Annotated in this window: 9 protein-coding genes; 3 read left to right on the top strand and 6 right to left on the bottom strand. The window is 67.3% G+C overall.

Going from position 1 to position 13422, the window contains the following annotated elements:
- Window positions 1-8 precede the first annotated feature (8 nt).
- Window positions 9-830, bottom strand: coding sequence for a class I SAM-dependent methyltransferase (locus Pla108_RS12595; protein WP_146445308.1), 822 nt, complete (start codon window positions 828-830; stop codon window positions 9-11).
- A gap of 483 nt (window positions 831-1313) precedes the next feature.
- Between Pla108_RS12595 and Pla108_RS12590 the strand changes: the two genes are divergently transcribed.
- Both Pla108_RS12590 and Pla108_RS12585 read left to right on the top strand, forming a co-directional pair.
- Entirely contained in the window at window positions 1314-2330 is a 1017-nt protein-coding gene (locus Pla108_RS12590; RefSeq protein WP_146445307.1) for a DUF1559 domain-containing protein, read from the top strand.
- A 257-nt stretch (window positions 2331-2587) separates the two neighbouring features.
- Complete coding sequence (locus tag Pla108_RS12585; RefSeq protein WP_146445306.1) at window positions 2588-3118, top strand: hypothetical protein; 531 nt, start codon at window positions 2588-2590, stop codon at window positions 3116-3118.
- A gap of 28 nt (window positions 3119-3146) precedes the next feature.
- Here the strand turns inward: Pla108_RS12585 and Pla108_RS12580 are convergent, their stop codons facing one another.
- On the bottom strand, window positions 3147-4481 hold the full coding sequence (locus Pla108_RS12580) for a YcjF family protein (RefSeq protein WP_146445305.1): 1335 nt from the start codon (window positions 4479-4481) through the stop codon (window positions 3147-3149).
- Between the two features lie 64 nt (window positions 4482-4545).
- Complete coding sequence (locus Pla108_RS12575) at window positions 4546-6117, bottom strand: YcjF family protein (RefSeq protein WP_146445304.1); 1572 nt, start codon at window positions 6115-6117, stop codon at window positions 4546-4548.
- A 334-nt stretch (window positions 6118-6451) separates the two neighbouring features.
- Between Pla108_RS12575 and Pla108_RS12570 the strand changes: the two genes are divergently transcribed.
- Window positions 6452-7444: an NADPH:quinone reductase gene (locus Pla108_RS12570; RefSeq protein ID WP_146445303.1), complete on the top strand. Its 993-nt coding sequence runs from the start codon at window positions 6452-6454 to the stop codon at window positions 7442-7444.
- Window positions 7445-7503: 59 nt separating this feature from the next.
- Here the strand turns inward: Pla108_RS12570 and Pla108_RS12565 are convergent, their stop codons facing one another.
- The 3 genes from Pla108_RS12565 to Pla108_RS12555 all read right to left on the bottom strand — a co-directional run bounded on the left by Pla108_RS12565 (window position 7504) and on the right by Pla108_RS12555 (window position 13327).
- Window positions 7504-8718, bottom strand: coding sequence for a DUF4062 domain-containing protein (locus Pla108_RS12565; RefSeq protein WP_146445302.1), 1215 nt, complete (start codon window positions 8716-8718; stop codon window positions 7504-7506).
- A gap of 80 nt (window positions 8719-8798) precedes the next feature.
- Window positions 8799-11069, bottom strand: coding sequence for a glutamine amidotransferase (locus tag Pla108_RS12560; protein ID WP_146445301.1), 2271 nt, complete (start codon window positions 11067-11069; stop codon window positions 8799-8801).
- Window positions 11070-11182: 113 nt separating this feature from the next.
- Entirely contained in the window at window positions 11183-13327 is a 2145-nt protein-coding gene (locus Pla108_RS12555; RefSeq protein WP_146445300.1) for a BatA domain-containing protein, read from the bottom strand.
- Between the last annotated feature and the right edge of the window lie 95 nt (window positions 13328-13422).

Raw genomic sequence — 13422 nt, 5'->3', positions numbered from 1 at the left:
GACCCCGGCTAGGAGCCCCGTTTTCGGAGGAGGTAAACCACGTCCTCGGTCGTCGCTTCGATCTCGACCGGCTCGTCGAGGTCGTAGGCGAAATCGTATACGGCGGCCACGTCCCAGGCCCCCGTCCTCTCGATCAGATCGGCCATCTGGCGGGCCGTGTACGTCCTAAAGGGGGTCTGGTCCACCAATCGGAACGACCGTGTCGGTGTGTACACGTCAAAACTCATCCCAACCGTTTCAACCCGACGCCGGCGGTCGATCCCGTCGCTCCACATGTGCGAAATGACGCTCAGGTCCCCCCGCCGGGCGGCCCAACTCTCCGCGTCGCACTCCGGCTTCCCCCGCGCCGGGGTCAGGTGCAGCCCCAGCACATAGAGCCCCCCCGGCCGCAGGGCCTCGGCGACGCACCGCAGGTGCCCCTCGGCGGCCGCCTCGCTCGGCAGGTGCCGGAAGCTGTTGATCGTGTTGAACGCCGCATCGAAGGGCTTCGTCCGGGGGCCAAAGTCCTTGACCGAAAAGTCGCTCATGTCGCCAACGACGGCGGACTCTTTCAGCCCGTGCCGTTTCAGCCGGGCGTTACAGAACTTGACCGCCTTGGCGTTCAGGTCGTTCCCGGCGACGGTGTAGCCCGCCTTGCCGAACCGGTACATCAGCCGCCCGGTGCCACAGGCCGGCTCAAGCAGCCGCCGCACCTTGGCCCGCTTCGGCAGCGCGGCGTGCTTGGCGAAGACCCCCTCCAAGAAGTCGAACTCCGCCTTCCAGTCGGAGCCGAACACAAGGTCGTAGTACTTCGGGTAGTCGTACAGATTGCCAGGAATGACGTCGGGCACGGCTGAGTGGGCGGTAGGCAGTCGGCGGCGGGCGATGGCGAGCCGCTGACCTTACCAAAAACGCGGCCAGAGCGCCGGGCAGGAAGCCCCAATAAGACAGGGAGCCCTAAGCGTCAGCGCCGGGAGTTGCGCCGGGCACCCGCTTCAACTCCCGGCGCTGGCGCTGAGGGCTCTCACATCGCTGGCGCTGAAGGCTCCCAAGCAACCACCCGTCCCGCGTAGGCCGACGGCGCTCCCCCCCTCTCGTCCTGTGTCGCCCCCAGCGACAAGGCTGTCGCGCAGCGCGACACAAACCACCAAACCGTCCACGACGAGTCGGTCCCCAAAGTACGATCGGCCGCGGGTTAATGAGCCTTTGACGCATCGGCCGGCTACGGCACAGGACTTGCTCGCACCATCGGCACAGGGCAGTGCGCGCGCCCTCGCCCCATCGACCCGCGGCCGCTACCCGAAGCCGAGCCGCCCTCTAATCCGAAAAAACACGTGCCACCAAAGTCCGCCCGGATCGCTTTCACCCTCGTCGAGCTTCTCGTCGTCATCGCCATCATCGGCATCCTGGTCGCGTTGCTACTGCCCGCGGTGCAAGCCGCCCGCGAAGCGGCCCGCCGGAACCAGTGCAAGAACAATCTGAAGCAGCTCGGCCTGGCGAACCTCAACTACGAGAGCGCCCGAGGCCACCTGCCTCCCAGCGCGCGGATCGATCTGAGCGTCACCAACACGGCGAACAACACCTCGTGGGGCGTGCACGGCCGGATCCTTGATTACCTGGAGGAGGCGAGCCTCCGCGACCTGGTCGATCTCGAACTCGGCTGGGACGTCCAACCGGTGATCGACGCCGTACGGGTCGAGGCGTTCCACTGCCCGAGCGATTCGAAGGCGGACGAGCTGCGTGTGTTCGACGACGATCGCCCGTCGCTGTGGCCCACCACCTATGGGTTCAACTTCGGCGTCTGGTTTGTCTTCGACCCGACGACCAAGGAGCGGGGCGCCGGCGTCTTCTACCCCAACAGCGACCTCCCCTTGGCGAAGATCACCGACGGGACCAGCAAGACCCTGCTCAGCGCCGAGGTGAAGGCCTGGACCACCTACCAACGTAATGGTGGGCCGAGCAACACGGCGATTCCCGAGACAATCGACGAGGCCGCAACCGTCGTGGCGTCGGGCGGCGAAGAGAAGAACACCGGCCACACCGAGTGGCCCGACGGACGCGTCCACCACACCGGCTTCACCGCGACGATGAAACCCAACACGTTCGTCCCCTACACGGACGCCAACGGCGTCGAGGTCGAGGCCGACTACAACTCCTGGCAGGAAGGCAAGAGCGGCAGCGCCGGCGAGCCGACGTACGCCATCATCACGTCGCGGAGCCTGCACCCCGGCATTGTGAACGTCGGACTAGTCGATGGCTCGGTGCAGACGGTCAACGACGACATCGATCTCACCATCTGGCGGGCAATGGCGACCCGCGCCGGCGACGAGGTCGTGGCCGCCGCGCCGTAGATGGGCGGCGACCCCTAAGGCACGACAGGGAGCCCTAAGCGTCAGCGCCGGGAGTTGAAGCGCGTACCCGTCGCGACTCCCGGCGCTGACGCTGAGGGCTCCCTGGCATTCTGCGTGGGAAGCCGCCCGTTGGGGGCGCCGATCGGTGCGTCGGGTTGGCGATCGGGGGTTCCCGTCACCTTTGCGCCCCAGCGCTTGTGGGTGAGACTAGCGGCAGCGTCGCCCCCCACCCTTCCCCTACTTCCCACTTGGTCTCTGTGCCTGAGCTCGAACAGAAGCTGGCCCAGCCGGTCCGCACCATGCAGATCGTCATCCTGGCGATGATCGTCGTGCCGCTGATCTTTGCGGCGGTGGTGCTCGTGATCGGCTCGCAGGCGCCCGAGCAGCCCGCGCCGATCCGCGGCGAGGTCGTCCAGCAACAGGGCCGCGAGGCGGTGGGACGGATCGCGCTGATGTTCGGCCTCGTGGCGCTCTTTGCCCAGCAGTGGATGGGGCGGTTCGTCACCAAGCAGGCGGTGCAGAACCTCGCCCGACAGGCGATGAAGGAGCCCGAACGCCTCGGCGAGGCGTTCGTCACCGGCACCGTGGTCAGCTGTGCGATCAACGAGATGGCCGCGTTCCTGAACCTGATCGCATACATGTCGAGCCAGTCGTGGACCAACCTGGCGATGGGCCTCCTGCTAATCGCCTCGAACGCGCTAAAGATGCCGACGGTGAAGAAGGTCGCCGCGTGGATCCGGGTGACGGTGGAACGGTTGCGCGTCGAGCAAGGCGTCAGCGCCGAATGACTCCCTCTGAACGAGGAGGGGATTTGCTTTACTTCTCCGAATGCCGGTTGCGCGACAGCTTTTTGCCGATCTCGCCCTTCAGGCGTTCGACGATCGACGCCTTGTCGGTGTTCTCGAGGATGCGGGCGATGATCCGTTTCGGGCCGCGGTCGCCCCAGCTGGCGCCATGCTCGAAGTAGTAGCGCGACGCCTGGCCGACGAGGTAACTGCCATAGCCCGCCGCCGCGCCTTGCGGGATCGCCGTGAGGACGGTGCTGCCGCCGAACGTGACGCCCTTGAAGAAGCTGCTGCCGAAGCTGACGACCGCCTCGCCGAGCATCAGCCAGCCGGCCGCCTTGAGGATCGCCAGCACCAGCTTGCGGGCGTTGTCGGTCGTCATCTCAATGCCATAGACGCCGGCCAGCGTGAGGACCATCGCCACGTCGACCGCGACGCCCCCCGCCACGTCGGCCGCCGGCCAGGGGTTCATCGAAACGGCCAACGCCTTGGCGGCCGCGTAGCTCCAGACGACGGTGTCGGCCTTGTTCGAGCGCATCCGGACCCGCAGGGCGGCGACGCGGTCGCTACGGTCGGCGGCGTACATGGCGGCGTTGAGCGCCACGAGTCCCTTCCCTTCATCGACGAGCATCTCAAGAATCCGCCCGCGGACCTCCTCGACGTCGGGCGCCGGCTTGCGCCATTCGCTGTGGGTCGAGCCGTTGGGCTTCTCGATGACGTACTCGACCTCGCGCGGGTCGGCCGACGCGAAGACGACGTTCTCCACCCCGCCAATCAGCTTCGTGACGCGCGGCGAGGTGAGCGCCTGGCGCAGATCGTCGAGCTGGTCGGGTGTGTAGAGGTCCTGCTTGTTGAGCACCAGCAGCACCGGCTTGTGCATCGCGGCGACCTGCTCGAGTGCCGAGAACTCGGTCTCGTTGAGGTCGCTGTCGGTCACCAGCAGCACGACGTCGGCCCGCTCGGCCGCGTCGCGCGCCATGTCGGCCCGCTCGGCGCCGTCGACCTCGTTGAGACCGGGCGTGTCGACAAGCACCAGCTCCGACTGTTCAAGCCCTTTGACCACCGCCGCCGGCGCCGACCAGCCGAGCCGCCAGACCTCGCGCGTCCAGCCGCCACGGACGTTGACGCTCGCCACCTCGGACCCCGCCAGGGCGTTGATCAGCGCGCTCTTGCCGGTGCTGATCTCCCCGAAGACGGCGATCTCGACCCGTTCGTGCCGGAGCTTGTCGGCCAGGTCGCGCAGCTCCCGCAGCTCGGCGACGAGGGCTTCGCGCTCGGCCGGGTCGCATCCCTCGATCTGCGCGATGGAACGCTCCACCCCGGCGAGGGCGTCTTGCAAGTCGGCGTCGTCAGCTTCGCTAGACATGAGGATGAACCACAAAGGAACGAAGGAACAATGAGTGCTCCCGTTTCATCCCTTCCTTCGTTCCTTAGTTCCTTGGTGGTTCCAATTTCTCACCCGCGAGCTTCTCCCGGCCGCGGGTCACTAGCTTACGCAGTTCTTCGGCCGACGTGACGACACGCCACTCGTCGCGGGCCAGTTCGGCGAGGCCGCCGGGCGGGGGCTGCATCTCCGACCGGTAATAGCGCTTGAAGATGCGGCCGACCCAGCGGGCGACGATCGCTTGGACGACGCCCTGCAGTAGGCCGCCGGCGATCCAGCCGATGCCCGGGACCGTCTTCAGCAGCGAACCGATCGCCGACCCCAGCGCCGGCGCCGCCGCACTAGCGCCGAGCATCGCCACTAGGTTCTTGCCGAGCTGGGCGAGCATCTCGACCACCGCGTCGGCGTCGACCTTCTGCTTGTAAACGCCCGCTAGGTCGAGCGCCATCTTCACGAGCACACCGCTGCCGATCGCCAGGTCCAAGAGCGGCACGGGATTGGCCGCGGCGGCGCCGGCGGCGGCCCACATGTAGCGATCGATGAGCCGGTCCGCCTCGGCGTCGAGCGTCGCCAGGACGCGTTCCTTCGCCTCGTCCACCAGGCCGCGGGACTGCATCAGCAGGTTCGCCAGCAGCAGGTCGCCCCCTTCGCGGTCGACGATCGCCATCAGCCGGTCGGCCAGCGGCGAGATGTCGGGCGGCACCGTCGCTTCGCCGCGCGTCTCGACACCGGCGGCGTCGACGCGGACGACCGGCCGCACCGTCTCGCGCGAGCGGACCGCCACGACGTCGGCCGGCTTGGCGAGGCCGGCGGTCTGTTCCTGTAGTTGGCGGAGTAGCTCGTCGCGCTGGCGGGCGTCGTACCAGTCCTCTTTGTTGAGGCAGACGACGAGGCGTTTCTCCATCGAGGCGAGCCGTTCGACCAGGTCGTGCTCGTACGCCTTCAGCGGACCATCGACGACAAACAGCACAAGGTCGGCGTCCTTTGCGGCCTCGGCGGCGATCGCGGCGCGGCCTTCGCCCCGCACTTCGGCGAGGCCGGGCGTATCGACCAGCGCCACCCGATCCGAGTCGGGCCATGGCACGCTCTGTTCGGTGGTGGTCGTGCCGCCGATGACGTTCGACTGAAACGCCTCGCGTCCGCACAGCGCGTTGAGCAACGAGCTCTTGCCGCTGGAGATGGTGCCGAAGGCGACGATCTCTAGCTTGCGCGCCTCACGCTTCGATTCGAGCTCGGCCAGGGCGCGTTCGACTTCGCTGCGGAGCGCCGACTTCGAGTCGAGGCCCCAGGCGTAGTCGCGGGTCGACTGGAGGTTGTCCCCCAGTTCGGCCGACAGGTCGCGTTTGGAGAGTTGGCTGGGATTCTTGCCGCGACGCGCCTCGACGCGGCGGTTCCACGCGGTGTTGCCCCAGAGCCGCCAGCCGCCCCAGGCCGCGAGACCCACGAGGACCAAGACACCCAGGCCGACAACCATCAGATAAAGCTTGCCGGTCCACGACGCCCAGCCGCCCGCCGCCTCGTACCCGGCGGCCAACTGCGGCGGCACGGTCACAAGCAAGTACCCCGCCGCCGCGAGGGCGACAAGGGCGAGCACGCCTTGGGTGGGCTTGCGTAACAAAAGGAGATGCGGGGATGGCTTGGTGGTACGACGGGGACCGACTGCAGTTCGGGCCTCGGGGCATGAACTAGCGATTCAAGGAGATGGGGGGATGGCGGCTCGGTGCGGTGGCGTTGAATTGCTAAGTTGATATGGCGGGAGTGATCGATCCGCGCGTTCGATAGTCAACAACTCTCGAAACCGAGACCGTTCGCGCCCGTCGCAGCCTCCTAGCCTAACGACGTTCAGCGCCGAGAGCGCATCCCCCCATCTCCTCCGTTTGCGTTTTTCACCGCCCGCGGTCCGAAAAGTCAACGGCGATCAAAGTACCGCGAAGCCGTCCCCCCCTCTCCCTATGAAAGCCGCGTACGTCACCCAACCCGGACCCGCCGACACCCTCACCTTCGGCGAACTCCCCACGCCGACGCCCGGCCCCGGCGAGTGCCTGGTGCGGGTCGCCGTCTCGGCCGTCAACCCGATCGACACCTATGTCCGCGGCGGGATAGTGGCGATGGAGCTGCCGTCGCCCTACGTGCCGGGTTGCGACTTGGCGGGCGTTGTCGATTCGGTCGGCGACGGCGTGACGCAGTTCCAGCCGGGCGACCGCGTCTGGGGGTCGAACCAGGGGCTTTTGGGGCGCCAAGGGACGCTCGCCGAGTTCGCCGCCGTGGGCCAGGAGTGGCTCTACCCGACGCCCGACGGCGTCAGCGACGAGGCGGCCGCCGCCGGGGCGCTGGTCGGCATCACCGCCCACCTGGGGCTGGTGCGTGAGGCCCAACTGAAAGCGGGCGAGACGATCCTGGTCGTCGGCGGCTCGGGCGGCGTCGGTTCGACCGTCGTGCAACTCGCCAAGGCGCTCGGCGCCCGCGTCATCACGACCGCCGGTTGCGAAGAAAGAGCAGTCGTCGCCCGCGAGGCGGGCGCCGACGAAGTCATCCTCTACAAGCAAGAGGACATCGGCGAAGCAACGAAGCGGCTCGCCCCGTCGGGCGTCAACGTCTGGTGGGAGACCCGCCGCGAGCCTGACTTGGCCCAAGTCGTCGGCTGCCTCGCCGAGCGCGGCCGGATGGTCGTCATGGCGGGCCGCGACGCGACGCCGGCGCTGCCGATCGGCCCGTTCTACGTGAAGGGCTGCCGGCTTTTAGGCTTCGCCATGTTCAAAGCAACGCCCGAAGAGCAGCACGCCGCGGCAGACGACCTCAACCGCTGGTTGGCGTCGGGCGCTTACCAACCGCGGATCGCCAGGACGTTCTCGCTCGACGAAACCGCCGCCGCGCATGCGCTGCAAGAAGCGGCGACGATCGCCCGGACGGAGACGCTCGCGGGGAAGATTGTCGTGAAGATCTAGCGCAATCAAAGCAAGTGACGGCGAGCCGGCGACGCGAGCCTGGCAAGACGACGTCGAGATTATTGAGCTCTATCAAAATTAGAGCCGAGCAACCGCCTGAGTAGCTTCTCGATATCCCGTGTCTGACTCGACGCAATCCGCAACTGAGTCAACAAATCATCCATCACCGCGACAGCTCTGCGCCGCGATCGATTGAAAACAGTCGTCATTCTAGGCATTCCATAAATCGACTGCTGAAGATACTCCAGGCTCCCAGAACTGCGACTCATTTCATTACGATACTCCTGAATCTTCTCCAGAGCCGATTCAACATCGCCTACACTGTCATTCAACTCTCCCTCAACACTCAGCGACAGAGAGCCAAAAGAGTCCGTGAAAATTGAATGCTGCTTGTAGAACTCGGGGATCTCAACAGCCATCCGCTTAACAAACACCTCAAGATCATTCGCTGCGCCATTTGCGACTCTTCTTGCAGAGTTTCGATCTGTCGCATCACGAATGGCTTCCGCCTCCCTCGTCCGTTGTCCAAACTTCTCACCGAGATCAACCGTCGCAGATGTCATTCTACTAACAATCTGCACCACCTCTTCCATTGCATCGCAACCGCGATCAACCAGATCGAGAATCCCCTCATCAGCGTCGTGATCATCAAGCGCAGCAAGGTTCGCCAGTGGATTATACATCTCTGCCCTCCCCTCGTCATCTTTTAGAACTGCCTTTGAGTCGATAGCATTAGCATTTGCGTCCAACCAATCCTGAACAACCTTACTCAGGTGTATCCTCACCTTCGTCTGAAAATCTTCCGCTGTCTCAAAAACATCGAACAGACCGCCACACTCTTCGGCAAGTCTTTTCTTGAACGCATGTATCTTTAGTACCTGATCGCCATCCAGCTTGCTTGGCGGGATGCCCGCATCTTTAAAATAAAACATCACCTGCACTCGATCGCCATTCAGAAGACGATCGTATGCTCGATTGAATTCTTCTTCGGTGCCAGATTCTCCTCTCCCTGTGGCAGTTCCGTACCTTCCCCACATTATGCCAAGGAAAATATCGTACTCGTCGCCTATCTGACGGTTTATTACATCTTGAGCGTCTTCGCCGAACCCGGGATGAGAATGCGTTTCCCACTTCACAACCTCAAGTCGCACGCCTTGCCTATCACCCCAAGTCACATTGAATTCAGAAACAACGTTCGTCAAGACTTCACGTTCTTGGCAAACATCACCCGGAGACGCGATGAACACCTTTAATACTGTGTGCGATTTTGCCATCGTACTTACTCACACCCTGACACGAAGGAAAGTGACTGGACCGGCTACGATCTTAGCAGGAGAATTTGCGCGCCAAATCGCTACGGCATCCCCGCTTGGCGGCGCAGCAGCCACTCGGTCGTAATCAGCCCCGCGAACACCAGCAGCAGCGGCCACTTGTCGTAGAGCGTCGTCCGCGCGACGACCTCGCGGCGTTCTTCCGGCGACTTCGCGGCGAGCTCGGCCAGCAGCGTCGGCAGCTCCTCGAGAGCCAGCGTCCGGCCGCCGTCGGCTTCGGTCGCTTGGGCGAGCCGGGCGAGCGTGTCGGGCTCGGCGCCGGGGCGTTCCAATTCAAGGTCGCGCCGCGGGACGTGGAAGCGTGACTGGGCGTCGCCGATCTTGGCGTCGCCGCGGGACGCCGTGACTTGTACCCGGTAGTCGCCCGGCTCGGCCGTGTCGGTGAAGACGCCCGCGGCCCGGAGACCGCCGCCCGGCAGCGGCAGGCCGACCGGGCGGCCGTCCGGGCGGGTGACGGTCGCCTCGTAACGGATCGGGTCGGCGGCGCCCTCGTCGGCGGCGCGGACTCCCGCGACCAGATCGAGCCGCGAACCGGCCGGCACCCGTCGCGACGCAAGGTCGATGTAGACCGTGGCGCCCGGGTCGTCGTCCTTCTTCGCCAGCCAGAGAACGGCTTGCCGCCAGAAACGCTGGTGCGCTTCGCGATGGCCGCCGAGCACCCACCGCCAGCTGGTGTCGCCCGCGAAAGCGAGCACACGCCCCAAGCCGGGCTGCCCGATCACCAAGAGCGGCTGGGGCCGCGGGCCGTCGGTGGCGGCGATCACCTGGGCGTTCGGCTTGAGGTCGGCGCCCAGTCGGTTGGCGCCATCGAGCGGCGGCAGCTCGGCCCAGAAATCGGCGCCCGCCCTGCCGGAACCGAGTTCGGTAATCGGGTGCCGCCCCGTCGGGATCATCCTCAGCGGGCCGGGGAGGTGGACATCCTCGCGCATCGCGGCGTCGAGCGCCTGGCGTTCGGCGCGGCCCGGCGTGATGGGGAGCACGTCGCCGAGCGTGTCGCGGTGCCCGCCGGGGCCAAAACTCTGGCGGCCGCCGATCATCGCCATGCCGACCCCCGATTCGATGAGCGAGCCGAGCGTCCGCCACGTGGCGCGGCTGAGCCCTTCGGCGTCGACGTTATCGACAAACACCACATCGACTGCCCCCCGTTTGAGACGAGCCGTTAGGTCGAGACGCGGCTCTCGGTAGTTGATCGCGATGCGCTCGACCACGATGTCGGGAGACGCGGCGAGCGACGAGCGGATAAAACGCTGCTCGATCCCCGGCGCGCCGCCGGTGCGGGTCGCCCCGGCCAGGTAGAGGACCCGGATCCCCCCCTCGCGGACCGTGACGAACGTGCTGGCCACGTTGTTGTCGGCGAGCGTCTCGCCCTCCAGCGTGTCGGCGGCGACCGACAGTTTCCATTCGCCCGCGGCCGGCGGGGCGTAGCGGAGCGCAATCGGGTAGGCGTCGACCCCCTGGCGGACGACGATCTGCGCCGCGTCGACCGGGTCGAGGGCGCCGTCGCTGTTCTCCCACAGCAGACGCACGCGCACGGTGCGGTTCGGGAAGCCGGCGACGCGGAGCGTGGCGCCGACGTCGAGCGGCGCGCCGGCGAAGGCGGCGTCGCTCACCATCAGGTCGTCGATCGCTACGTCGGCCCGGTCGCCCGTCGCGCGGTCGCCGACCGGCACGGCGTAGAACGGCGCCCCTTCGGCGACGAGCCGCGACACGGCCGCCAGCGGCGCGGCGTCGCGCGGGGGCCGGGCGCGTTGGGCGCCGTCGCTCACGACGATGACGCCCGAGAGGACGTCGCCGCCATCGCCCCGCGCCGCGTCGAGCGCGTCGGACAACGCGGCGCCGATGGCTGTCTCGTCGCCGATTGGCTCGGCAGGAAGGCGAAACTCTCCCCCCTCAAGCGTGAGCGGCGTCAGGCCGCGGTCGAAGAGAAACCCGCGGACGTCCTGTTGCTCACCAAGCCGCACGAGCGCCGACCGGCTCGCTTCGAGCAAGCGCCGCGTGGCGTCCCAACGCGACGCGCCGTCGAGCGCGTCGGCCACCGACATGCTCCGCGAATCGTCGAGCAACAGCACGAGGCTCGGCCGCAGCGTTTCGGTCTTCACCCGCATGAGCGTCGGCCGCGCCCAAGCGAACAGCAGCGCGAGTGTGGCGAGGGTCCGCAGCACCTGCAGCGTCCGCCGCCGACCCGGCGCGAGCCCTACGGCGCGCGGCGGCACGACCCACGGCGCCGCTAACAGCAGCGCAGCGACGACGTAGCTGAGCCACGCGCCGCCAACGGGGTCGAAAGTGAGTTCCATAAAAACGCCGCCGCTCTACTCACAATTTGGGAGGCGTCTCCAGACGCCGATTTCGCGCACCATTCGTAAACGGCCAAGAGACCGAAATCGGCGTCTGGAGACGCCTCCCACAATCACCTGTCTTCCTTAGACTGACGGTAGTAACGGGCGCCGACCCAGTGTTCGCCCACCAGCGCCGCGGCCGCTAGCGCTAGCACCCAACCGTACAGCTCGCGGCCGACGCGGCCCAGATCGATCGAGTTGGCGAGCGCTTCCTCGTCCTTCAGCAACCGGACACGGTCCTTGCCGAGGGTGCTCTGCAGATCGCTGAACGCGACGCGTTCGACGTGGCCGGCCGACGGGTCGAGGTTCACGACAAAGCGACGGTCGAGCTCGGCGCCCGCTTCGATGCGGTACGGCCCAGGCTCGGTCGCGGCGGGGATCGACAGCTCGCCCCGACCCGGCGGGATCGACTGGCGGATCGACTCGCCGCCGGGGGTGCGGAGCACGTAGCCGGGCGTCTCGAGCCCCGTCGGCAGCGGCGCGGCGACCGTGTCACCCGCCGTGTAGCTGAGCTGCGCGTCGGCGGCGCCCGTGAGGTAGTCCGCCAGCGAGCGGGCCAACACGACGAACGGCCAGGGGTCGTCGCCGGTCGGCAAGCGGTTCCACGGGTCGGGACGGTCGAGTCGGTCACTGACGCTCGTTGTCATCACCACCACGCGGCCGCGGCCGACCGCTTGCTCGACGATCGCCGGCCCGCCGTCGGCGTAGCGAGCGACGACCGCCGCGCCTTCGCGCAGATCACCGAGCTCCCAACGCTGGAAGACCGGGAACGTTTGCCAGAGGATCGCGTCGGCGTACGGGGCGAGCGGCTTGATCGCTGGGTGCGAGAACGAGGTCGGCCGCAGGTAAGTTTCCTCGCGCGAGCGCCAGACCAGCTCGGCCGGCAGCAGGGTCTGGGCGTCGGGGGTGTTGAAGGCGTCGAGGGTCGCCTCGCGGCCTAAGAAAACGCCGACCCCGCCGCCGCCCACCGCCAAGTCGTAAAGCCGCCGCCAGCCGCGGCCCCGTTCGATCATCGGCGCCGGGTCGATCAGCGCCACCGCGTCGAATCCGGCCAGCGACTGCCGCGCCCAGGCGTCGATTGCGATCACCTCGGTCTCGAAGCGCCGAGTCACGCCCGGGTCGGCGACCGAGGGATCAATCGCCGCGCGGAAGAAGACGGCGTCGGCTTCGGTTGGCGCGACGATCAGCATCGAGCGTGGTCGCCGCACTTCGACAGCGAAGTAGCGGACATCGTCGTCGGGCGCCGCGTCGCCGGCGATGACCCGGACGAAACCGGTCGCGAAGCCTTCGGGGAGACCCGCGAGTGTGAAGTCGATCGTCCCGGCGGCGTCGGGCTCGACGAGGCGTTCGTCACGCTTGACGGGGCCCTGCTCGCCATCGAGCCAGAGCTGCACGGCCAGCGGCTCACGCCATTCGCCCACCAGGTGAAGCGACGCCACGAGCGTCAGCGGTTCGCCGACGGCGAGCGACTCGCTCGGCAGCCGCAGGCCATCGATCGCGGCGTTCCGCGGCTCGGCCACGCCGATGTCCACCAGCCGCAGCGCCACGCCAGGATGGGCGTCGAGCACGGCGGCGACGGCGCCCTGCGCCGCTTCGTCCCACGCGCCGGCCGAAAGGTCGGTGAAGACGTACGCCTCGCGCCGCGCGGCCGGCGTCTCGGCGAGCCGCGTGACGGCGTCGCGTAGCGCGATGGCGAGCGGCTTGGCGGCGGGCGTCACCCGGAGACGATCGACGCGGGCCGCTGCGGCGGCCGGCTCGAGACTCGCCGCGCCGCCCCCCGTCGAGCGGTCGGCCAACACCACCGGCGTCTCGCCCGGCAGGCTGGCGAGCAGATCGCCCGCCATCTGCTGGGCGACTTCGAGTCGCGACGCGTTGCGGCTTTGGTAGGCGGCGTTGGGGCCGTTGTCGATCACCAGCGCGAGCCCGACGCCGGCGCCCGCCGGGCCCGTGTCGCCCGCGGCGCCGTCAGCCGACGGCGGTTTGAGCAGCGGCCGGGCGAGAGCCGCCGCCAACATCGCCAGCAGCAGGCAACGCAGCGCCAACAGCACCCAGCGCCGCAACCGCAGCTGGGTCTCGGTCTTGTGCCGGTTGCGTTTGAGGAGCCGCAGCGCTGGGAACTGCACCCGGATCGGGTCTCTCCGTTTGCGCAGGTGCAGCACGATCGGGATCGCGATTAGCGCGACGCCGGCGAGCAGCAGTGGGGAGAGGAAAGCCATTGCGGCCGCGAGCGGAAGTTTCTGTTGTGGGAGGGGTCTCCAGACCCCGATGACGGTATGTCAGCCGTTCGAGCTACGATGCCGTTATCGGGGTC

Source organism: Botrimarina colliarenosi, assembly GCF_007859955.1.
Taxonomy (GTDB): Bacteria; Planctomycetota; Planctomycetia; order Pirellulales; family Lacipirellulaceae; genus Botrimarina; species Botrimarina colliarenosi.
The sequence above is the reverse complement of the archived record's forward strand: the minus strand, read 5'-3'. Positions and strand labels throughout refer to the sequence as shown.